This is a genomic window from Agrobacterium sp. 5Ca50 (assembly GCF_055381905.1).
Genome location: NZ_AP026438.1, coordinates 196,766 through 219,573 on the forward strand (window position 1 = coordinate 196,766; position 22,808 = coordinate 219,573).

Sequence of the window (22,808 nt, forward strand, 5' to 3'; positions counted from 1 at the left end):
ATCGTTGTTGCAGGCGGCCTGTTTATGGTCGCTGCCTATCCTATATTGCGGATGTAGACGTAGCAGTAAGAGGTGGTGGCCGTGGCTGGGATATCGATGAAAGTTTGGGCGATACTGCCGCTTGTGGCGACCATTGGATTTTCATCGAGCAGCGCCAGCGCGCAGACGATCTATCAGGACGGCTTCGAGTTAAGTGCGCCGGATGCCTACCGCGATCTGCCGGGTGTAAAAGATCCCGCCACCGCAAAACCAAAGGTACGTTATACCTGCCGCAGCGAATTGCAGACCGGCTCATTCGACAAGCGGCGCTATCGCAGCATTTTCGAAGAGGACCTTCCGGTAAGTGGTTATCGCTGCGAGGGCGGCGGGCTGACCTATTGGGGATCGCAAAATCCGACCTCAAAAGACTGGTACCCCGGCATCAATCCGTCCGACGCCTACAATTGATATGATTTATTGATGCCATTTATCTTTACTGGTGGCTTGTTTCCGGCCCATGGACTTTAGTATGTCTGTTTCTGTGTAGTGACTGTGATGGCAGTTTTGCTTTCACGGTGCAGAGGGAAACCGGCCCCCCGGCCGGAAGAGGGAAGCCGCAGACATGACAATGACGGACATCGCCACCCGCGTTCATAACCACGCCTGGAAGCTCGATCCGATCATTCGCAGCCTGATCGATACGGACTTCTATAAACTTCTGATGTTGCAGATGATCTGGAAACTCTATCCGGAAGTCGATGCGACATTCTCCCTGATCAATCGCACCAAGACCGTGCGCCTTGCCGACGAAATCGATGAGGCGGAACTGCGTGATCAGTTGGATCACGCTCGCACGCTTCGTCTGACCAAGAAGGAAACAATCTGGCTGGCCGGTAACTCCTTCTACGGACGCTCGCAGATTTTTGAGCCGGAATTCCTGTCCTGGCTGTCCAGCTACCAATTACCGGAATACGAACTCTCCAAGCGTGACGGCCAGTATGAGCTGAATTTCCATGGCCGCTGGATGGACACCACGTTGTGGGAAATTCCGGCACTGGCCATTATCAACGAACTGCGGTCGCGCAGCGCCATGAAATCGCTCGGCTATTTCACGCTGGACGTTCTTTATGCCCGTGCCAAGGCCAAGATGTGGTCGAAGGTCGAACGTCTGCGCGAATTGCCGGGCCTGCGCATCTCCGACTTCGGCACCCGCCGCCGTCACAGTTTCCTGTGGCAACGCTGGTGCGTGGACGCGTTGAAGGAAGGTATTGGTCCAGCCTTTACCGGCACCAGCAACGTTCTGCTGGCGATGGATTCCGATCTGGAAGCGGTTGGTACCAACGCGCATGAACTGCCGATGGTGGTCGCAGCGCTTGCCAATAATGACGAGGAACTGGCCGCTGCACCCTATCAGGTGATGAAGGACTGGAACCGCCTTTATGGTGGCAACCTGCTGATTGTTCTTCCAGACGCCTTTGGTACCGCGGCATTCCTGAAGAATGCGCCTGAATGGGTTGCTGACTGGACTGGCTTCCGTCCGGACAGCGCACCACCCATTGAGGGTGGCGAACGGATCATTGCTTGGTGGGAAAAGATGAACCGTGATCCGAAAAAGAAGCTGCTGATCTTTTCCGATGGTCTTGATGTCGATGCAATTATCGACACCTACAAACATTTTGAAGGCCGTGCCCGTATGAGCTTTGGTTGGGGTACCAACCTGACCAACGACTTTGCCGGTTGTGCTCCGAAGGAAATTGCCGGGCTGAAGCCGATCTCCATCGTCTGCAAGGTCAGCGATGCTAACGGCAGACCGGCGGTCAAGCTTTCCGACAATCCCCAAAAGGCAACCGGAGAAGCGTCTGAAGTGCAGCGCTACCTGAAGTTTTTCGGTCAGGAAGACCGTAAAAATCAGGAAGTGGTTGTTTAAACCAGCCACCTGCCATCTGCTCCATTGACCCGCAAGACGTGACGCCTGCTCTTGGCAGGCATCTTTGCTGTGCCCATATCCATTCATGTAACAACAAAAGTGACGTTATGCGAATGGAGTGAGGACATGAATGAGAAAGTGGAAACCCCGTTCAAGGGAAAGGCAGTAAGTTCCTATAATGAAGGGCCACCACGGCAGGTCCCCGGCTACAGTGATTTGCACAGGATGATATCGCTGTTACTGGCGGAAGTAACGCCGCAGGATGGCCGTGTGCTGGTTCTGGGGGCAGGCGGTGGACAGGAAATCAAGGCTCTGGCCGATGTCCATGCCGGCTGGTCCTTTGACGGTGTGGATCCATCGGCCGACATGTTGCAGCTGGCAAACACGGTGATCGCAGCTCATGACAACAGGGTCCGCCTGTTCGAAGGCTACATCGAAGATGCGCCACTAGCGCCTTATGATGCAGCCACGGCTATACTGACCTTCCACTTTATCGCCGAGCAGCAACGTCTCGAAACACTCGTGCAAATACGCAAACGCCTGAAAACCGGCGCGCCGTTCATAGCGGTGCATTTGAGCTTTCTGCAAAGCGAACCTGAGCGCTCGAAATGGATCGCGCGTCACGTCGCCTATGGTTTGGCAAACGGCACCGACCCGGCAAAGGTTGAAAGCGCACGACAGGCCATTGGCACCCGGCTTTCAATCCTGTCGCCGGAAGAAGATGTCACCATGATGCAGGAGGCAGGGTTTTCAAACGTATCGCTGTTTTATGCGGGGCTCAGCATCAAGGGTTGGGTGGCCTACGCTGCTTAGCCTACAGTGGTTCAAGCCTGCCAATGGGGTGACTGTGCCGCACACAAAAATCTTCCAATTTAATCAGCCAACTTATGCAGTTCGTCTTCATTTGTCTGGCTGAGATAACAGGAAAATGGCAGTCCGGTGCTCACTCACACTGTTGCGGGTCCGCGGTGTTATGTCAGCCTTCGATGACGGCAATTGCATCCATTTCGAACAGAATGGCCGGGTTGAAGAATGCCGTTACCTGCACAAGTGTGCTAGTTGGTGGTGCCTTCAGCTGAATAAAGCGGTCCCGCACCTCTCTGAGGGTGCCGAGGTTATTCATATCTGTCAGATACATGCCCAGCTTAACGACATTGTCGAAGGTGGTACCAGCGTCAGCAAGGGCAATTTCAATGTTCTCAAACACCTTTTCGGCCTGACGTTTGAAGTCACCTTCACCGATCAGTGCACCAGTCACATCCATGGGAACCTGGCCGGAAATGAAAATTGTCTTGGCGCTGGCCGGGACAATCGCAGTGTGCGAGTAACTCGCGGTCGGCGGTAAGGTTTTTGGAGTACGAAAATCAATGAAAGAGGACATGTAAGGGTTTCCAAGTAATAGCGAAGATCGTCGTACGTGTCGGCCGATGTCCTTATGAAACCTTAGGCTCTTTGTTCAGGACTGTCTTGATGTCGGCAAAGATTGAAGCCCATTCGTCATCGGAAATATCCATCAGGCCAAACCAGCGTAATGCGAAAGCCCCTTCGGTGGCAAGAAATGCCAGCCGTGCGGCGCGCCCTTCAAGCGTCGTCACATCAAGACCTTCCGTGCGGCTCTCATACCATTTTTTGGTCGAGGCCAGATATTCGGGCGACAGCATCAGCGCCGCCATCAATCCGGCGGCCTTGTAGTTTGCCGGCTCGTCAGCCTGCCGTGTCGCCTCCACATGCGCCCAGACCTTGGCCTGCGGGTCGGGAGCCTCGCCGGCAATTTCCTGGAACTTCTGGTCGTAGGTCACGAACCAGCGCGACACCATCGCGTCGATAATCGCATCCTTGCTGGCAAAGCTGTACTGGATACCGCCCTTCGTTACGCCAAGTGACTTTGCCAGCGCATCAATTGTCAGGGCGGCGGCTCCTCGTGAGCGCACAATGTCTTCGGCGGCATTCAGAATGATCTCCCGATCGATGGTTTTCTTTCGTCCCATGCCTTGCCTCTTTTTAATTCCATACGTATGTATTTAAATAATTCACAGCTATCGTTCAACTCGCTCTTAGCGACCATGGAGTTTTTATGCAGGCCAAAGCACGATGGGGTATTCTCGCGATTGTATCGAGTGCCTTGTTCATGATCGTGATCGATATGACGGTGTTGTACACGGCATTGCCGCGTCTTACACATGATCTCATGGCATCGTCCTCGGAAAAATTGTGGATCGTAAATGTCTATGCGCTGACCGTCGCCGGATTATTACCGGCATCCGGCGCGCTTGGTGACAAATTCGGTGCACGTCTGTTGTTCCTGATCGGTTTGATTGTTTTTGGCGCCGCATCACTGTTCGCCGCCTTTTCACCGAACCCTGCGGTGTTGATTGCCGGACGGGCGCTGCTTGCCGTTGGCGCAGCGATGATGATGCCAGCCACGCTGTCGATTATCCGCCAGACATTCACGGAGCCCGGTGAACGGGCCTTCGCGATTGGCGTCTGGGCGGCCGTTGCGTCTGGCGGTGCGGCCTTCGGACCGGTCATCGGCGGCGTGTTGCTGGAGCACTTCTGGTGGGGTTCAGTTTTCCTGATCAACCTGCCCATCGTCGCGGTCGCCTTTGTCGCAACCATCCTGTTTGTTGGCCCCGGCTTGCGAAATCCGCAGCGATCATTCGATATCATTTCGGCCGTACAGATCATGATTGGTCTTGTAGCTTCGACCTATGCCGTCAAGGAATTGGCAAAACAGGACATTTCCCTATTGTCATTTTCGGCCTCAGCACTGCTGGGTCTGGTGTTTCTGGTGTTGTTTGCCCGTCGCCAACGTCACATCGCATCGCCGTTGATTGATTTCAGCCTGTTTGCCAACCGCAATTTCCTGGCTGGCGTGATTGCTGCTGCCGTCGCCTCGGCTGCTCTTTTGGGCTTTCAGTTGGCTGTGACCCAACGTTTCCAGCTTGTGCTCGACATGTCGCCTCTGGTGGCAGGTCTGATGGTGCTGCCCATTCCGCTTGGTGCATTTATCGCCGGCCCGTTGGCGGGCATATTGGTGGCAAAAGTCGGTGAACGGGCCGTCGTGTGGGTGTCAATGGCAATCGCGGCAGCCAGCCTCGCGCTTTATTACAGTGTCATCAGCGATGGCCTCGCCTTGCAGGTTGCTGCCCTGTTTCTGATGGGCATAGGTCTCGGTGCGACAATGACTGCCGCCTCCACCGCAATTATGCTCAACGCACCGGATCATCATGGTGGCATGGCAGCGTCAATCGAGGAAGTCTCGTTTGAACTTGGCGGTGCGATCGGTATCGCCACGCTTGGAAGTGTCCTTGCTGCGGTCTACAGCACCTCGTTTGAAGCACCTGTCGGTATCAACGACGGTGCGGCTTCGGCCCGCGATGGTCTTGATGCAGCATTGCTTCTGGCTGAACGGCTTGGCGGCAATCTTGCCATCGCCGTCCGCAGCGCCGCAGAAACGGCCTTCGGCAATGCATTTGCGGCCGTGTTGATCACTGCCGTGGTGTTGCTTGGCTTGACCAGCATCGTGGTGCGAATGCTGGCACAGCACAAACACGCCGACTGAACGCGACAGTCACACTTGCCACGCTGGCTCAAAAGAAAACAACGGTGTTTGCGCACCGTTGTTTTGCCGTTTGTGCAGGTCTGTTTTGAGCCGTTAGTTTTTGCTGATCAGCCGTAGGTTCTGGCAATGTAGTGATAAAGCGCACGGATGGCCTGCGCTTCGCCACCAACCGACGAGTGCGGACGTTCATTCGGCGACCAGCCGTAAATGTCGAAGTGGGCCCATTTCTTGGTTTTCGACACAAAGCGCTTGAGGAACAAGGCGGCTGTGATCGAGCCTGCCATGCCGCCAGCCGGCGCATTGGTAATGTCGGCAGCGCGGGAGCGGATATCCTTGTCATATCCCATGTAAAGTGGCATGCGCCACATCGGGTCGTCCATGTCCATGCCCGCTTCGGCGATGTCATGAGCGAGATCTTCATCATCGGTGTAATAGGGCGCTATGTCAGGTCCGAGCGCCACGCGGGCAGCACCGGTCAGTGTTGCCATGTCAATCATCAGGTCCGGCTCGTCCTCATCGGCGTAGGCCAATGCGTCGGCCAGAATAAGCCGACCCTCGGCGTCGGTATTGTCGATCTGTACCGTCAGACCCTTGCGGCTCTGGTAGATATCGCCCGGGCGGAAAGCATTGGCGGAAATCGAGTTCTCGACGACAGGAACGATGACGCGCAAGTTCACCTTGAGTTTGGCTTCCATGATCATCAATGCAAGGCCAAGCACATTTGCCGCGCCACCCATGTCTTTTTTCATCAACGCCATCGAAGAGGCAGGTTTAATGTCGAGACCACCGGTATCGAAGCACACGCCTTTGCCAACTAGGGTAATCGCAGGATTGCCTTTTTTGCCCCAGCGCATTTCCAGAAGACGCGGCTCGCCTTCGCTAGCACGACCCACCGCATGAATCAGCGGGAAGTTTTCACTCAACAGCTTGTCGCCGGTCACGGCGGTAACTTCCGCCTTGTAGTGGGCAGCAAGTGCACGGAAAGCCACTTCAAGCTGGTCCGGCCCCATATCGTTTGCTGGCATGTTGATGAGGTCGCGTGCCAGGAAGACGCCAGCCAGTGTCCGCTTGATGCCAGTTGCGTCGGCATCCTGCGGAATGAGCATCTTGGCCGACGAAGATTTGACGGTGCGATAGCGGTCGAACTTGTAGCTGCCAAGACCGAAACCCAGTGCGAAACGGTTCACCGTCAATGGTGCGGTTTCAATGTGCCAGTCACCCTCTGGCAGTTCGCGGGCCAGTTTGCCGGTCAGGAAAGGAAGTTCGGACGGATTGCTGCCAAGTCCGAAAAGCGCCCCACCCAGCGAACCATCGGCCGAAGGGATGAGCAAAATGGCGCCGCTTTCCGCTTTGAAACCGGCCTTGCGCGCCCAATCGAGCGCTATGGGGTCGATGGCACCTTGCTCGATATGAGCTGGCGTTACCGCAAAAACCGGCAGGGTGTTGCCCGCTTTGGCACTGAACGGTGTTGCTCTTTCGATGAACTGATACGGGGCCATGATCTGCTTTCGTAAACTTGGAGAATCAGTAAATTAACACTCTGTTAGGGTTAACAGATTATTGCTGGAGCGAAGATTGCGCCGCTTATAGGTGCAAAAGCCGTTCAACGCACGCAGGGGCAATGCCATGACTGCTGTTCACTCTGTATCTGCAGCGCGAAAAGCCATAATCAACGGCGGTGCCGTGCTGGCTTTGGCGCTAGCATTAACCGCATGCGCCTCTACCAACAAGCATGACAGGCTGACAACAGGCTCTATCCCGACGACGGCGCCCGCGCAATCATACGATAATCTCAACCAGTCTCAACTGCGGCAGGCCGAAGAAGCAGCTGGCAAAGCCTATGAACGCAATCCCAAGGATGCGCGCACGGGCATGAGCTATGCCAATCTTCTTATGATGACTGGCAAAAGCACACAGGCTCTGGCCGTGATGCAGCAGATCGCCATTGCCAACCCGGCAGATCGCAATGTGCTGGCAGCCTATGGCAAGGCGCAGGCCGGTGCTGGTCAGCTGGAGCAGGCTCTATCGACAATCGCCCGCGCGCAGACACCGGATAGACCGGACTGGCGCCTGTATTCCGCTGAAGGTGCCGTACTGGATCAACTCGGCCGCTCGCCAGAAGCGCGCACCAAATACCGCATGGCATTGGACTTGCAGCCCAACGAACCCAGTATTCTGTCCAACCTCGGAATGTCCTACGTCCTGTCGAGTGATCCAAGAACGGCCGAAACCTATCTGCGATCAGCCTCGCAGCAACCGGGTGCTGACAGCCGTATCCGCCAGAACCTGGCGCTGGTCGTCGGGCTCCAAGGACGTTTCGCCGAGGCCGATAACATCGCCCGGCAGGAATTGACCCAGCAGCAGGCAGAAGCAAATCTTGCTTACCTGCGCGGCATGTTGTCTCAACAAAGTTCATGGAAGCAGCTTGCCGACAAGGAAAAAACCGCAACCAATTAAGGTTGTTGTGTGTTCCAGGCCGTGGACGATTTCTCTGGAAAGTGAAATCACAGCAATAACTTGCTGAATTCTGCTCATGATTGTTTTCGGGTAATATTCTCCCGCCTTTAGCGGCATTTATACAGCCAAAAGTCGTAAGGACTTTTTAAGCAATAGGCCGTTGCGTGTTTAAAAATATTCGCTTACGTTCCTCCTGCAACGTTTCAGTGAGGGAGGAGACTCATGCGTACGCGTGCTATTGTGGCTGCATTTGCGGCTAGTGTTTTGTTGCCTGCAGGTATGGCTGGTGCAACGGATCTTGAAGTAACACACTGGTGGACATCGGGCGGGGAGGCTGCCGCGGTTGCCGAACTGGCAAAGGCGTTCGATGCGACCGGTAACAAATGGGTGGATGGTGCGATTGCCGGTTCCGGCAGTACCGCTCGACCGATCATGATCAGCCGGATCACCGGTGGCGACCCGATGGCTGCAACCCAATTCAACCACGGCAGACAGGCAGAAGAGCTTGTTCAGTCCGGATTGATGCGTGACCTGTCCGACGTTGCTGAAAAAGGCAATTGGAAAGAGGTTATCAAACCCGCAAGCCTGCTCGACAGCTGCACTATCGACGGGAAAATTTACTGCGCACCCGTCAATATTCACTCATGGCAATGGCTGTGGCTTTCCAACGCTGCCTTCAAGCAGGCCGGTGTTGAGGTTCCCAAGAACTGGACTGAATTTGTCGCTGCGGCACCTGCATTGAAGACGGCCGGTATTCAGCCGCTTGCGTTGGGTGGCCAGGCCTGGCAGGCCAACGGTCTGTTCGACACACTGGTCCTGTCACTGGGTGGCAAGGAACTGTATGAAAAGGTCTATAAGGACAAGGATGCGGAAGCCGCTGCCGGACCTGATATGGCCAAAATCTTTGCTGCTGCCGTAGAGGCACGCGACATGTCGCGCGGCACAAATGTGCAGGACTGGAACCAGGCAACCAACATGGTCATCACAGGCAAGGCCGGTGGCCAGGTCATGGGTGACTGGGCGCAGGGTGAATTCCAGTTGGCTGGCCAGACGGCCGGAACAGATTATTCCTGCCTGCCGGGTCTTGGCGTCAGCGACTACATCACCACAGGTGGCGACGCTTTCTACTTCCCGCTGTTGAAGGATGAGGCAAAAACCAAGGCACAGGACGTTCTGGCCGAAACGATTGTCGATCCAAAGACACAGGTTGCTTTCAACCTGAAAAAGGGTTCGTTGCCAATCCGTGGTGACGTGGACCTCGGCGTCGCAAATGATTGCATGAAGAAGGGCCTGGAAATTCTGGCCAAGGATCATGCTCTCACCAGCACCGACCAGCTTGTGTCCGCCGATACGCAAAAGCAGAAAGAAGACTTGATGGCGGAGTTTTTCGCCAGCACGTCGATGACTGCCGAAGATGCGCAGAAGCGGTTTGCAAGTATCATCAGCTCGGCTGATTGATCTGACTGGCGGTCTGTTGAACTTCGTATAGAGCTGCAGGCCGCTGCTTTACTCCTACCGGTAATGTGAGTGCTTTTCTGACATTGCCGGTGACCACGCGGGTGCGGGCGGCCATTGGGCCACCCGCCTTGCAATCAACGGCAACGTTTGATGAGGAGTGATCCATGGCGGGTCAAACGCGTTCAAAGCGCCCCAATCAGCTATTCCGCAATCTTAATTCGAAGATTGCGTCCATACCCATGATCCTCACTGCGGTTGTCATCTTCCTCGGCGGTACGATCTGGACGATTGTTTATTCTTTCACCAACTCCAAGCTTTTGCCGCGCGCCACCTTTGTCGGCATCGAGCAATATGAACGGCTGTGGGCTGCACCCCGCTGGATTATCTCGATTCAGAATTTGGCGATTTACGGCATTCTATCGCTGATTTTCAGTCTGGTTATCGGCTTTCTGCTTGCAGCGCTGATGGATCAGAAAATCCGTTTCGAAAATACATTCCGTACGATCTTTCTTTATCCTTTTGCACTTTCATTCATCGTCACTGGTCTTGTTTGGCAGTGGATTCTCAATCCGGAATTTGGTGTGCAATCCGTCGTCCGCTCGTTTGGTTGGACCAGCTTTACTTTCGACCCGCTCTATAATCCTGACATCGTGATCTATGGCATCCTGATTGCCGGTCTATGGCAGGGAACGGGCCTTGTCATGTGCCTGATGCTGGCTGGTCTGCGCGGTATCGATGAAGATATCTGGAAGGCGGCACGCGTCGACGGCATTCCCATGTGGCGCACATATATTTTTGTGGTGATCCCGATGATGCGCGCAGTCTTCATCACCACGCTCGTCATTATCGCCAGCGGCATCGTCAAGGTTTACGACCTGGTGGTTGCGCAAACCAGCGGCGGCCCCGGCATCGCATCCGAAGTCCCGGCGAAATATGTCTACGACTACATGTTCCAAGCGCAAAATCTTGGCCAGGGATTTGCGGCATCGTCGATGATGCTGCTGACCGTCGCCATCATCATCATCCCATGGGCCTATCTTGAATTCGGAGGGCGCAAACGTGGCTAATATCAGCACCTTGAATACAGTCGCTGCTGGCGTTGATCCGGTTGCCCGGCAATTGTCGGGACCGCGTGGCAAGAAGCCGCGAAAAACCCTCTCACGCCGCAATATCGTGTTGTACGGCACGCTGTTTGTCGCAGCACTCTATTACCTGCTGCCGCTTTACGTGATGCTTGTGACATCGCTGAAGGGCATGCCGGAAATCCGTCTGGGCAATATCTTCGCACCACCCATGGAAATTACCTTTGAGCCGTGGGCCAAGGCATGGGCAAGTGCCTGCACCGGTCTCAACTGTGACGGGCTTTCGCGAGGTTTCTGGAACTCCGTGCGCATCATGGTTCCGTCAACACTCGTGTCGATCTTTATTGCATCGGTCAGCGGATACGCCATGGCCAACTGGAAGTTCAAGGGATCGGAACTGTTCTTTTCCATCCTGATCATCGGTGCCTTCATCCCCTATCAGGTGATGATCTATCCCATCGTCATCGTGTTGCGCGAAGTCGGTATCTACGGCACGCTGACTGGCCTGATCGTGGTGCACACCATCTTCGGCATGCCGATCCTGACACTGCTTTTCCGCAATTACTTCTCGTCGCTGCCGGAGGAATTGTTCAAGGCCGCCCGCATCGACGGTGCAGGCTTCTGGCAGATTTATTTCCGCATCATGCTGCCCATGTCGCTGCCCATCTTTGTGGTGGCAATGATCCTTCAGGTGACAGGCATCTGGAACGACTTCCTGTTCGGTGTCGTGTTCACGCGACCTGAATATTACCCGATGACGGTTCAGCTCAACAACATCGTCAACTCGGTGCAGGGCGTGAAGGAATACAACGTCAACATGGCAGCAACCCTGCTCACCGGCGCCGTTCCGCTAATCGTTTATTTCATTTCAGGCAGGCTTTTTGTGCGGGGCATTGCCGCAGGCGCAGTCAAAGGGTGAATTTCATGACCTATAGTGTTTCCATCCAAGAGCTTTCTCTGTCCTTCGGTGCTGTAACCGTGCTGGAAAATCTCAACCTCGATATTCACGAGGGCGAATTTCTGGTGCTGCTTGGTTCCTCCGGTTGCGGCAAGTCGACCCTTTTGAATTGCATTGCGGGTTTGCTGGAACCGACCGACGGGCAGATTTTCATCAAGGAGCGCAATGTCACCTGGGAGGAACCAAAGGATCGTGGCATCGGCATGGTGTTCCAGTCCTATGCGCTTTACCCGCAGATGACGGTTGAAAAGAATCTGTCCTTTGGTCTGCAAGTGGCAAAGGTACCGCAGGCAGAAATCGACCGGCGTGTGGCGCGGGCCGCTGAAATTCTGCAGATACAGCCGCTACTTAAACGCAAGCCATCGGCCCTGTCAGGCGGTCAGCGCCAGCGTGTGGCGATCGGTCGTGCATTGGTGCGCGATGTTGATGTGTTCCTGTTCGACGAACCCCTGTCCAATCTCGATGCCAAGCTGCGCTCAGAATTGCGTGTCGAGATCAAACGCCTGCACCAGTCGCTCAAGAACACCATGATCTACGTGACACACGACCAGATCGAGGCACTGACGCTGGCAGATCGTATCGCCATCATGAAAAGCGGTGTTATCCAGCAGCTTGATGATCCAATTGCCATCTATAACCGACCCAAAAACCTGTTCGTGGCCGGTTTCATCGGTTCGCCGTCCATGAACTTCCTGCGTGGCGAGTTGGTGGAAAAAGATGGAGGCACGGCCTTCGTCACCAACGGCGTGAGCTTTAGTCTTGCCGGTTACCAGACATCGGAACCACTCGCCGCTGGCCGCCCGGTCATTCTGGGTATTCGCCCTGAACATATTCGTGTTGATGAGCAGATATCCGGCGGCGAAGTTCACGAAGCAATTGTCGACATCGAGGAGCCGATGGGTGCCGACAATCTGCTCTGGTTGAAACTTGCCGACCATACGTTGTCGGTGCGGATCGGTGGTCACCGCCGTTATTCACCGGGCAGCAAGGTGCGACTCGGTGTGGATATGTCGATGGCATCGCTGTTCGACGCGGCCACTGAAAACCGCATCTGATCCCTTTCCCGACACCCGAAAATATTGATGACATTGAGGAGACTTGGAAATGACAACACTTGGCTTTCAGCTTTACAGCGCCCGCAATTTTCCGCCGCTTTCCGAAACGCTGAAAAAGCTGTCCAAGGCCGGTTATCGTGAAGTCGAAGGATATGGTGGCATTTACGCCAGCATGGATGACGCAGCACTCACACAATTCCGCGCTGAGTTGGATGCCAACGGGCTGACCATGCCAACCGGCCATTTCGGCATCGACATGCTCGAAAAGGAAACCGACCGGGCGCTCGCCGTTGCCCGCATTCTGGGTATTGAAGCCGTTTATTGCCCCTATCTGCTGCCAGACCAGCGCCCCACTGATGCGGCTGGCTGGTTTGCCTTTGGGCAGCGTTTGCAGGCAGCCGGCAAACCATTCCGTGATGCTGGCCTGACCTTCGGCTGGCACAATCATGATTTCGAGTTTCACACGCTGGCGGATGGTTCGACACCGCAGGAACAGATTCTCGCCGGTGGCCCTGAACTGAGCTGGGAGGCCGATATCGCCTGGATTATCAGGGGTGGGGCTGACCCATTTGCGTGGATTGAAAGCTACGGCAAACGCATCACGGCTGTCCACGTCAAGGATATCGCGCCGTCAGGACAGAACGCTAATGAGGACGGCTGGGCAGACCTCGGCCACGGCACTGTGGAATGGCAAAAGCTCATTGCGGCGCTGAAGAACACCTCGGTCAAACATTTCGTGCTGGAGCACGACAATCCGTCCGATATCGACCGCCTGATGGAACGGTCGATTGCATCTTTCAATGCCTACTGATTTTCATACTGGAGCATCATCATGGCCAAAGAGCTTGGCGTCGGCATCATTGGATGCGGTAATATCTCGACCACCTATTTTTCTCTCGCTCCGCTGTTCAAGGGGCTGAAAATTCTTGCCTGCGCGGATTTGAACCGCAACGCAGCCGAACTGAAAGCCGAAGAATACGGTGTGAAGGCACAGTCCATTCCCGAACTGCTTGCCAACAATGAGATTGACGTCATCGTCAATCTCACCATTCCCGCCGCGCATTTCTCGGTCTCCAAGGCCATTCTTGAAGCGGGCAAACACGTCTATTCCGAAAAGCCGCTGGTTTTGACGCTTGAGGAAGGCGAAGAACTTCGAAAAGTTGCCGCTGAGAAAAAACTGTCTGTTGGCTGCGCGCCGGATACATTCCTGGGCGGTTCACATCAGCTTGCCCGCAAATATATCGATGAAGGTCGTGTCGGGCGCATCACCTCAGGCACATGCCATGTCATGAGCCCCGGCATGGAAATGTGGCACCCCAATCCCGGCTTTTTCTTTGTGGCCGGAGGCGGGCCGATCCTTGATCTTGGCCCTTATTACATCGCCAACCTCATCAACCTGCTTGGTCCGGTAAAACGCGTTGCGGCCCTGACATCGATGGCGAACAAAACCCGCACGATTACCAGCCAGCCGCTGGCCGGACAGACGATACCGGTGGAAACACCCACCAACATTCATGCGCTGTTGGAATTCGTCAGCGGTGCGACCATCACGCTGTCGGCCAGTTGGGATGTCTGGTCACACCGTCACGCCAATATGGAGCTTTATGGCACCGAAGGTTCGCTCTACGTGCCGGACCCCAACTTCTTCGGCGGAGTGGTGGAAGCCAGCGGCCAGAACAAGGATATCGAGCCGCTTGAAGATTGGGAGCATCCATTCGGTAAAGCCAATCAGGAAAGTCCGCAGGGGCCACGTGCCAATTATCGCACCGCAGGTCTTGCCGATTTGGCAATGGCGCTGATCGAGGGGCGGGACGCACGCTGCTCGCTGGAGCGTGCGCTGCACGGCATCGATGTCATGACCTCTATCCTGAAGTCGGGAGAGGAAGGTCGTTTCATTGACATGACAACGACATGCACGCAACCGGCTGCTCTTGGTATCGAGGAAGCGCAAAAGCTGTTGCGTTAAATTCGCGGGGAGGAAGACATGATCCGCAATCCTGTTTTGTCGGGGTTTAACCCCGACCCATCCATATGCCGTGTCGGTGAGGATTATTATATCGCGACATCCACTTTCGAGTGGTATCCGGGCGTGCAAATCCACCACTCACGCGATCTGGTCAACTGGACCCTGGTACGCAGACCGCTGGAACGCGCCAGCCAGCTCGACATGCGCGGTAACCCGGACAGTTGCGGCATCTGGGCGCCGTGCCTATCCTATGCGGATGGCCGCTTCTGGCTGGTCTACACCGATGTCAAACGTTACGACGGCAACTTCAAGGATGCCCATAACTACATCGTCACCTCTGACACCATTGAGGGCGAATGGTCTGACCCGGTTTACGTCAACTCCTCCGGTTTTGACCCGACGCTGTTTCATGACGATGACGGGCGCAAATGGTTCCTCAACATGCAGTGGAACCACCGCACCGAAAGTTACGGTGGCGCACCGAAACATCCGGCCTTTGATGGCATCCTGTTGCAGGAATGGGATGCTGCAAGTGGCAAGTTGATCGGCCCGGTCAAAAACATCTTTCCCGGCAGCCCGCTCGGGCTTGTGGAAGGGCCGCACATCTTTAAGCGCAATGGCTGGCATTACCTGACCACGGCAGAAGGTGGCACAGGCTACGACCATGCTGTCACCATGGCGCGGTCCCGTTCGCTGGATGGTCCCTATGAGATGCACCCGAATGTCCATCTGATCACCTCAAAAGACAATCCGGAGGCGGTGCTGCAAAGGGCAGGGCACGGGCAATATGTCGAAACGCCAGATGGCGAGGCCTATCACACGCATCTCTGCGGCAGACCTGTACCGCCGAAACGGCGCTGTACACTTGGCCGTGAAACGGCAATCCAAAAATGTGTATGGCGCGATGACTGGCTCTTTCTGGCGCAGGGCGGTGTCGTACCCGCTGTCGAGGTGGCGTCTCCCACGTCAGCCACCCGCAAGCGGGAAGAGGCCAATATTCACTACAGCTTTGAAACACCGCAATTGCCACAGGATTTCCAGTGGCTGCGGTCGCCCTATCCTGAGCGGCTCTTCAGCCTGACTGAGCGTGCTGGGCATTTGCGATTGTTCGGGCGCGAAAGCATTGGCTCCTGGTTTGACCAATCGCTGGTGGCTAGGCGCCAGCAACATCACTCCTTCCGGGCTGAAACGGTGGTGGAGTTCTCACCCGATACCTACCAGCAGGTGGCGGGTCTCACCCATTATTATAATCGCCACAAGTTTCACGCGCTTGCTGTCACGCTCCATGAAAAGCTTGGACGGGTCGTCACCATCCTGTCATGCCCGGGCGACTTTCCACACGGTCGCTTGAGTTTTCCGATTGGCGGCGGTGTCACTGTTCCCGAGGGGCCAATTCATCTGGCGATGGAAGTGGAAGGCAACGATCTGCTGTTCTTTTGGCGCAGCCATTCGGCTCCTGCCTGGCAGCCGGTTGGGCCTGTTCTTGATGCCGGTGTCGTCTCGGATGAGGGCGGGCGCGGTGAACACGGCTCGTTCACCGGTGCTTTTGTCGGCATGTTCGCTTTCGATACATCTGGTCGCGGGCAGCCGGCCGATTTTGAAAGCTTTACCTACAGCATCACCGGTAGGGAATGACATGGACGGGTAGTCTGCGAAACAGGCTACCCGTTCGTTACATTGTCAGGCCGGAACGGCGGCTTTCAGTTCTGCCAGCATCGCACGCAGGTCCACCAGCAAAGCGGTCTGCACAGGCAGGCCTTTGTCCTTGTTGCGGTCGCGGGCTTCATAACGACGCTGCGATGGCAGGCGCGCGCCCTGATCGGTAATCGAGCTGAACAGTTTTTCAGCCCGTCCCATGCTTTCCGTCATGCTCGCGCCGAGGAAGGACTGCGGATCAAGCGCAATCAGCAATTCGCCGTGGCACGGGGTTACGCCCGCACCATCGTCAAATTCCATCGATTCCGAACTCATCATGTCGTTGATCAACGGACCGGCCAACAGCTCGACCATCGCCGAAAGTGCAGAGCCCTTGTGACCACCGAAAGTCAACATGGCTCCGTTGAGGGCAGCTTCCGCGTCCGTGGTTGGATTGCCTTCTGCGTCGATGGCCCAGCCAAGCGGGATCGGTTTTCCGGCCCGGCGGTGCAATTCGATTTCACCACGCGCTGACGCGCTGGTCGCGAAGTCGAAAATGAACGGATGTTTGCCAGCCCGTGGCCAACCGAAGGCAAATGGATTGGTGCCGAAGGACGGTTTGGTGCCGCCAGCCGGCGCCACCCAGCAGTGGCTGGGGGTAACGGCAAAGGACACCAGACCCGCGTCAGCCAGCGCTTCAACCTCTGGCCAAAGTGCGGAGAAGTGGAAGCAGTTGTTGATCGCCATGGCGGCAACGCCCTGCTTTTTGGTTTTCTCGATGAAATGCGGCAGGCCGGCATGGAAGCCCATCAATGAATACCCGTAATGGGAATTGACTCGCACGATACCGGGCGTTTCCGTATCCACTGTTGGCTCGGCATTCGGATCAACTTTGCCGATCTGAAGGGTTTTGACACAGCCCATCAGGCGATAGAGGCCATGAGAGTGGCACTCGTCCTGCTGCGCTTTCAGGACAGAAGCAGCAATCGTTTCTGCATGACCTTTCGAAAAGCCTGCAAGGGTGAGCAACTCCAGGCTCAGGGCACGGGCTTCCTCAAAAGAAATATACTCGATCGCTTGGGTCATCTGTCACTCCTGCAGACTAAAATTTGGTAGGTTTTTCGCGCCCGTACACTACCGCTTCGCCACACAAATGGAAGCGAAGCGGCAACACATTCCCTGTTGATTTGCGTTTACGCAAACGGTTCTGTTGGACCCTTGGCCGGCTGTGTAAACCAGTGGGCACCATCCTCCGCCATGTAGATATGATCCTCAAGCCGAATGCCGAACTTGCCGGGGAAAACGATCATCGGTTCATTGGAGAAACACATGCCGGTTGCCAGTTTGGTCTGGTTGCCTCTGACGATGTAGGGCTCTTCATGAATTTCAAGCCCAAGTCCATGACCTGCTCGGTGCGGTAGACCCGGAAGCTGATAATCTGGTCCAAGTCCATGGCGGGCCATCACCGCGCGGGCTGCGTCATCAAGGCTTGCACAGGAAGCGCCAAGCTTCGCCGCATCGAAAACAGCCTGCTGTGCCTCACGCTCGATTGCCCAGCCCGCGGCAAATTCCTTGGTTGGCTCATCGATCATGTATGTGCGTGTCAGATCGGAGTGATAGCCGTCAATGCGCGTGCCGGTATCAACAAGAATGACATCGCCAGCTGCAAGCGTCTGGTCGCCATCGGCACCATGCGGCAGCGAGGTGGCCAAGCCGAAGGAGACAATGCAGAAGGTAGACGACGAGCCGGCCAGTTCGCGGTGCCGCTCATCGATGAACCGAATGACTTCCGAGGCCCGAATGCCCGGTTTCATGATCGCATGGGCCTGCCGGTGAATGTCCAGCGTCAGATCCATCGCATATTTGATGATGGCAATTTCAGCGGCCGATTTGCACAGACGCAGATTGCGGATCAGCCGTCCGCCATCGGCAAGCCGCTCGGCACCAACAGCCTTGGCCAGTGCGTGATAGATGAACAGCGGCAGAGCATCGTCCAGTGCCAGTTTTTCTGATGGCTTCAGCTGTGCAGCAACAAGTTTTGACGGTGATTGGTCTTCTTCCCATGTCAGGATTTCGCCGGGCAGATGAGGCAGTGTCTCAACACGGCTCTTTTCAAAGCCCGGTACGATGTAGAAAAGCCCGTCCCGCGTCACCAATGCGCCGAGCAGTCTTTCACTCTGGTGCCAATGCAAACCGGTGAAATATAGCAGGCTATCGGAAGCGCCGAGCAAAGTAGCGGAAATGCCGTGCGCACCCATGGTTTCACGAAGTTCTTTCAATCTCGACAGGCGTTCGTCATCTTGAATGAAGGCGGGTGGGTTTTTCTGAAACATTACATTCCATTCCGGCAGAATTTTTAGGTGGGTAGTTAGATGCAGCGGAGACTAGACGGTTGTGCGCATTTTGTCGACAGTAAACGGATATCTTTGCTTCAGACGCGGGGGCGGTCAATTTCAATAACAAGCTATGGAACAGGACAGTTTCGGGAAAGCGAATAGGTGTAGCTAACAATGATAACTTTGGGCGTATTGCATCTGGATGCATTGCGTTTGCTGGAACTGTGAGCGACTGCGGAGAAAAAAATGTCCTCGACACAACCTATCATCTTGTCGATTTGTGTCCCCACATATAACCGGCAGTTTCTGCTTGAGCGCAACGTCACATTCCATTTGGATTCGTTTCGCAGACTGGGAATTCCGTTTGAAATCGTCATCGTTGACGACTGCTCGACGGATAATACACCTGCTTATATCGCCTCGATTTCCGACAGTCCTGAAATCAACGCTTTCCGGCGTGTGAAGAATTCTGGCTTTGTCAGCAACTATTCGTTCGCCATGCAGCGCGCCCGCGGCCGTTATGCCGTGTTCCTCGGTGACGACGATCTGTTGATCCCGGAAAAGGTTGTCGAATATGTGCGCCTGATGGAGCAGGATCCGGCGCTCGGTGTCATTCAGGCACCGTGGATGCTGGTTGATGGGCGTAACAACGCCAACACCGACATTGGCCCATTCTACCGCCTGCCTGGCCCGATCCGCCACAGCAAGGGCAACTTTCTGTCGATGCTGGACATGATCCTCAACTATCATGTCTTCCCGGAATTCATGATCATTCGTCGCAGTGTGCTGGCAAAGGCGATTTCCAGCCCGACGCCATTTATCTTCTGGGCATTCCTCTACACCACCCGCGCGCTCGAAGGCGGCGACATCATGTTCGTGCCAGAGCCATTTGCGCGCGTAACGGCTGTCTCCGATGATCCGCGCCAGCAACAGGGCAACAAGGAATGCATGTTCCTGTGGGATACCTATCGCGGTGGCATCGAATATCTGGTGTCACGCGCTGCACAGGTCAATCCGTTCAGCCCGGATGAAAAGGTATCGCTGAATGCCCGTATTCTGAAATTCATGATGATGCGTCAGGCCGTTGCGCTGCGCCTTCATGTCGAGGCAGGAAACTGGCCGGAAGCCTACATCATGTACCACCGCATGGCGGCGCATGAGCAGATGCCTTTGTCGCCAGACGCATTTGGCCAGATCTGCAAACTGGCCGGCGTTGTTACGGCGGCGCGTGAAGCAACAGAGTTTTCGAATGAACCGATCATTCTTGATCCAATGATCGAAACCACGACGCTGAACCTGCTGCCGCAGGATATTCGCGCACGGATGACCTACCCGGTTGAAGGTGCGGCGAAGTCGCAGGAGCCACGCGCCTATCTGCGCTTTAACCCGGCATTCCCGGAAAATCCCGGCCCAAAGGACGGTATTTTCGATATCCGAGAATACATCGCCCAATTCGGCTGATCGTTTCGATCTTTCAGATATTAAAACCTGCGCGGAAAAGCTCCGCGCAGGTTTTTTTATGCCAGCAGTCTGGAGAGTATCCAGAGAAAACGAAAAGACCCGGAAATCGCTATGATTTCCGGGTCGTAGAAAGGTTTAGAGGTGAGGGCGCCGCTGTTTCATGTCCAAAAAGACGTTGTCAGGGCACTTTCAAACGGTTGATAAACCGGGGCTTAACCGCGTTAAGCCAATTGACCGGTTTTGCGCGTCACAAAACGTGCCTCACGCAGGCTGCGTTTCAGGAACTCCGTATTGATATCCGGATTATCCGACGCATTCTGGAACGATATATGGTTGATATCGATCGCCGCAAACTCATCAGCAAGATGCAGTTGCGCGTAAATTGTCACACCGAGCGGTTTAAGCTCAAGATCAAGAACGACTGTAGGAACGCCGTCCCACTCGAGTTTGTATTCCCCGCCCGCGCCGAAATTGACTGTGCCTGGATGGAAATACAGTTCAGCCGCAGAAGCAACCAGATCGGCAAGGCTCCCGTAGCATTCGAAACGCAGCAGAGAGATCAAGTCCGCTGGATCGAGGAGCCGTAGTTCCGAAGCGACCGGGCTAAGGGCTTCAGCAACAATTTGTTCTCGTTGTTCCGTGTAGGGGCATTTTTTCATTCGTATTACTAGACCCGCTTTTTCGCTGACCGTTGTGCAAAGACCCGATGAACGAGTTCTGCAACAGCCTTGTAAAAGGCTGGTGGAATCACACTATCTACCGAGACTTGCGCAAACATGGAGCGAGCGAGTGGTGGGTCTTCAAAAACGGGAATTCCGTTTTTTTCTGCAATTTCACGTATTTTCAACGCGATAAGGTCTTGTCCCTTTGCCACAACAACCGGAGCGTCGTTTTCATCGCGTACATAACGCAGGGCGACGGCATAGTGGGTCGGGTTTGCAATGACGAGGGTGGCGCGCGGCACATTGTTGATCATGCGGCGGCGAGCGCGGTCGCGCGCAATCGACCGCTGGCGTGACTTGACGATCGGGTCACCCTGGGTCTGTTTGTGTTCGTCCTTCACTTCCTGTTTGGTCATACGCAATTGCGAGAACCAGTGATGGCGCGTCCAGAAAAGGTCGACGGCAGCCAAAAGCGCGGTGCAGATCAAAATGACGATCATCATTTTTTTGACGATCGTGACAAGTCGCACAAAAATCGTTTGCGGGTCCGAGAACATCGCATCGATCAATTTATAGTACTCGCCCCGCAACGCGAAGAACATGATGATCGAGACAATCATGATCTTGAAGATCGATTTGCCGAACTCGACGAAACCGGGAACGCTGAATATCCGCTTGAAACCCTTCATTGGTGAAATGCGGGAGGCCTGTGGGCGCACACGCTCAAGCACAAAAGACGGCATATTCTGGAAGACGGACGAGGAAATACCAAAGATGATGAACATCAACATCGCTGGCAGCAGCATATATGCGATGGCCAGGCCCAAATGGGTAAACAGCGAAAACGCATCCGGCCGGTTCAGCAATTGCCATTGCTCCGGCTGGTCGAACAGATCCTTCAGGGTTTCGCTAATATGGGCCGTGCTGGTCGGCATGAAAAAGACGAGATACAGATAAAAAGCGAGAGCAGACGCAAAGAGCGGAATTTCACGCGAGACAGGCAAATTGCCTTTCTCGGCCGCATCACGAAGTTTTTTCTCCGTGGGGCTTTCTGTTTTACTTTCTTTATCCTGATCGTCTGACAAGACGTCGGTCCCCGACATAAAACAAACCCGCCGGAATGGCGGGATAGTCAGGTCAGGCTAGACTGTGGTGCGTTGCGGGGCAATAGCGCAAGCCTGCCCCGCCAGGGTTTTCAACCGCTGCTTTGGCAATTACGCCGCTGCAGCATTCGCATCTGCTTCCTTCAGCAAGATCTGACCGGAGCTTGCCAAACGAATTGCTTCCTGCGCAACAGCACGGCGAGCAATAGCGACTTCGCGTGTGTTGAGCGTTGCAACCGGAACGGCCAGGTCGGATTCGATCATGCGGCGCTGGCGCGGGCTGATCGCCGAAAGGACACATTCCTTGATTTCGTTGGTCGCACCACGTAGAGCCATGGTGAGAACATCGCCAGAGACATCGTTGAGCAGAAGGACGCGGCTGCGCTGTGGCATGACCAGCATGTCTTCGAACAGGAAGATCTTCGGCTTGACCTTGTTTGCGGATTCCTTGTTGAGGGTTTCCAGCGAACTCAGCAGCGTATCGACCTGTGGTTTTTCCAGTTCGTTCATGAGGTCTGCAACCTTCGCAGAACCACTTGCGTTTCTTTCCGCTTCGATCTCGGCAATCAGGGCCATAACGCGCTTCTCGATGATCTGCGCGGCGGCTGGGCTGACGTCCTTCATGTTGACCGTACGGTTCATGATGTCGGCGCGCTGCTCATCCGGGATGGTCAGCAACACCTTGGCACCGAAAGCGGATGGCAGCATGGAAAGAATGTATGCGATGGTCTGTGGGTGTTCCTTGGCAAGGAACTTGCCGATGAACTCGGGGCTGGCGTCCTGAAGCTGATCCCAGATCGATGCTTCATAAGCCTGGAAGGCAGTTCTACGTCCAAGCAGACCGTCAACCTCTTCTGGTGTCAGGCCTTCTTCGAGAATGCTTTCAATCGCTTTGGCGTTATCCATCAGGCCTGTGCCTTCAGTGAACAAATCCTCGAATTCGTTCACGATGGCAGCAAGCTCATCCGGTGGGATAACCCGTAGGGTCTGCGCAGATGCAATAATAAGCTGCAGTTCGGCCTGCGTAAAAAATTTAAGTAATTTGCCCGCCACACCTTTTCCCATGGCGAGCAGCACGGCGGCAGCTTTATCTGCCTGAGACAACGGTTTCCCTTCAATGGGGTTACCGAAATCTTCAAAGTCCATCATGGTCTTTCCTCTCTGCCC

Annotated in this window: 21 protein-coding genes; 13 read left to right on the plus strand and 8 right to left on the minus strand. The window is 55.1% G+C overall.

Going from position 1 to position 22,808, the window contains the following annotated elements; all coding sequences use genetic code 11:
- Positions 1–81: 81 nt before the first annotated feature.
- From ACZ5FM_RS00970 to ACZ5FM_RS00980, 3 genes are all read left to right on the plus strand, one after another.
- Positions 82–447 (plus strand): hypothetical protein, encoded by a 366-nt coding sequence (locus ACZ5FM_RS00970; protein WP_250983500.1) that lies wholly within the window; start codon positions 82–84, stop codon positions 445–447.
- Positions 448–601: 154 nt separating this feature from the next.
- Positions 602–1,906 carry a nicotinate phosphoribosyltransferase gene (gene pncB, locus ACZ5FM_RS00975; protein ID WP_250983501.1) on the plus strand — a complete coding sequence of 435 codons (1,305 nt, stop codon included), beginning with the start codon at positions 602–604 and terminating at the stop codon, positions 1,904–1,906.
- A gap of 126 nt (positions 1,907–2,032) precedes the next feature.
- A complete protein-coding gene (locus ACZ5FM_RS00980; protein ID WP_464039463.1) occupies positions 2,033–2,719 on the plus strand; it encodes a class I SAM-dependent methyltransferase in 687 nt (228 codons plus the stop codon).
- A 163-nt stretch (positions 2,720–2,882) separates the two neighbouring features.
- Here ACZ5FM_RS00980 and ACZ5FM_RS00985 read toward each other — a convergent pair whose 3' ends face one another.
- Positions 2,883–3,287, minus strand: a complete 405-nt coding sequence (locus ACZ5FM_RS00985) for a RidA family protein (protein ID WP_275640510.1) — start codon at positions 3,285–3,287, stop codon at positions 2,883–2,885.
- 52 nt (positions 3,288–3,339) lie between these two features.
- Positions 3,340–3,894, minus strand: coding sequence for a TetR/AcrR family transcriptional regulator (locus ACZ5FM_RS00990; RefSeq protein WP_275640511.1), 555 nt, complete (start codon positions 3,892–3,894; stop codon positions 3,340–3,342).
- A gap of 86 nt (positions 3,895–3,980) precedes the next feature.
- Between ACZ5FM_RS00990 and ACZ5FM_RS00995 the strand changes: the two genes are divergently transcribed.
- Complete coding sequence (locus tag ACZ5FM_RS00995; protein ID WP_464039464.1) at positions 3,981–5,468, plus strand: MFS transporter; 1,488 nt, start codon at positions 3,981–3,983, stop codon at positions 5,466–5,468.
- Positions 5,469–5,575: 107 nt separating this feature from the next.
- On the opposite strand, the gene ACZ5FM_RS01000 is transcribed toward ACZ5FM_RS00995, so the two are convergent.
- Positions 5,576–6,967: a leucyl aminopeptidase family protein gene (locus tag ACZ5FM_RS01000; protein ID WP_464039465.1), complete on the minus strand. Its 1,392-nt coding sequence runs from the start codon at positions 6,965–6,967 to the stop codon at positions 5,576–5,578.
- 127 nt (positions 6,968–7,094) lie between these two features.
- Between ACZ5FM_RS01000 and ACZ5FM_RS01005 the strand changes: the two genes are divergently transcribed.
- From ACZ5FM_RS01005 to ACZ5FM_RS01040, 8 genes are all read left to right on the plus strand, one after another.
- Positions 7,095–7,925, plus strand: coding sequence for a tetratricopeptide repeat protein (locus ACZ5FM_RS01005; protein ID WP_259147649.1), 831 nt, complete (start codon positions 7,095–7,097; stop codon positions 7,923–7,925).
- Positions 7,926–8,147: 222 nt separating this feature from the next.
- A complete protein-coding gene (locus tag ACZ5FM_RS01010) occupies positions 8,148–9,383 on the plus strand; it encodes an ABC transporter substrate-binding protein (RefSeq protein ID WP_192486906.1) in 1,236 nt (411 codons plus the stop codon).
- Between the two features lie 164 nt (positions 9,384–9,547).
- Entirely contained in the window at positions 9,548–10,450 is a 903-nt protein-coding gene (locus ACZ5FM_RS01015) for a carbohydrate ABC transporter permease (RefSeq protein ID WP_192486907.1), read from the plus strand.
- Positions 10,443–11,384 (plus strand): carbohydrate ABC transporter permease, encoded by a 942-nt coding sequence (locus tag ACZ5FM_RS01020; protein WP_192486908.1) that lies wholly within the window; start codon positions 10,443–10,445, stop codon positions 11,382–11,384. Before ACZ5FM_RS01015 ends, ACZ5FM_RS01020 begins: the two co-directional genes overlap by 8 nt.
- A gap of 5 nt (positions 11,385–11,389) precedes the next feature.
- A complete protein-coding gene (locus tag ACZ5FM_RS01025) occupies positions 11,390–12,478 on the plus strand; it encodes an ABC transporter ATP-binding protein (RefSeq protein ID WP_464039466.1) in 1,089 nt (362 codons plus the stop codon).
- Between the two features lie 49 nt (positions 12,479–12,527).
- Positions 12,528–13,289, plus strand: a complete 762-nt coding sequence (locus tag ACZ5FM_RS01030; protein WP_464039467.1) for a sugar phosphate isomerase/epimerase family protein — start codon at positions 12,528–12,530, stop codon at positions 13,287–13,289.
- A 21-nt stretch (positions 13,290–13,310) separates the two neighbouring features.
- A complete protein-coding gene (locus ACZ5FM_RS01035; protein ID WP_250983510.1) occupies positions 13,311–14,444 on the plus strand; it encodes a Gfo/Idh/MocA family protein in 1,134 nt (377 codons plus the stop codon).
- Between the two features lie 18 nt (positions 14,445–14,462).
- On the plus strand, positions 14,463–16,079 hold the full coding sequence (locus ACZ5FM_RS01040; RefSeq protein ID WP_464039468.1) for a glycoside hydrolase family 43 protein: 1,617 nt from the start codon (positions 14,463–14,465) through the stop codon (positions 16,077–16,079).
- Between the two features lie 45 nt (positions 16,080–16,124).
- Here ACZ5FM_RS01040 and ACZ5FM_RS01045 read toward each other — a convergent pair whose 3' ends face one another.
- On the minus strand, positions 16,125–17,165 hold the full coding sequence (locus tag ACZ5FM_RS01045; RefSeq protein ID WP_464039469.1) for an Ldh family oxidoreductase: 1,041 nt from the start codon (positions 17,163–17,165) through the stop codon (positions 16,125–16,127).
- A 107-nt stretch (positions 17,166–17,272) separates the two neighbouring features.
- Entirely contained in the window at positions 17,273–18,412 is a 1,140-nt protein-coding gene (locus tag ACZ5FM_RS01050) for a M24 family metallopeptidase (protein ID WP_464039470.1), read from the minus strand.
- Positions 18,413–18,661: 249 nt separating this feature from the next.
- On the opposite strand from ACZ5FM_RS01050, the gene ACZ5FM_RS01055 reads away from it, so the two are divergent.
- Positions 18,662–19,876, plus strand: a complete 1,215-nt coding sequence (locus tag ACZ5FM_RS01055) for a glycosyltransferase family 2 protein (RefSeq protein ID WP_464039471.1) — start codon at positions 18,662–18,664, stop codon at positions 19,874–19,876.
- 221 nt (positions 19,877–20,097) lie between these two features.
- Here ACZ5FM_RS01055 and ACZ5FM_RS01060 read toward each other — a convergent pair whose 3' ends face one another.
- From ACZ5FM_RS01060 to fliG, 3 genes are all read right to left on the minus strand, one after another.
- A complete protein-coding gene (locus ACZ5FM_RS01060; RefSeq protein ID WP_192486916.1) occupies positions 20,098–20,535 on the minus strand; it encodes a hypothetical protein in 438 nt (145 codons plus the stop codon).
- Positions 20,536–20,543: 8 nt separating this feature from the next.
- Positions 20,544–21,641 (minus strand): flagellar biosynthesis protein FlhB, encoded by a 1,098-nt coding sequence (gene flhB / locus ACZ5FM_RS01065; RefSeq protein ID WP_405049433.1) that lies wholly within the window; start codon positions 21,639–21,641, stop codon positions 20,544–20,546.
- Between the two features lie 111 nt (positions 21,642–21,752).
- Positions 21,753–22,790 (minus strand): flagellar motor switch protein FliG, encoded by a 1,038-nt coding sequence (gene fliG, locus ACZ5FM_RS01070; protein ID WP_192486918.1) that lies wholly within the window; start codon positions 22,788–22,790, stop codon positions 21,753–21,755.
- Positions 22,791–22,808: the final 18 nt, after the last annotated feature.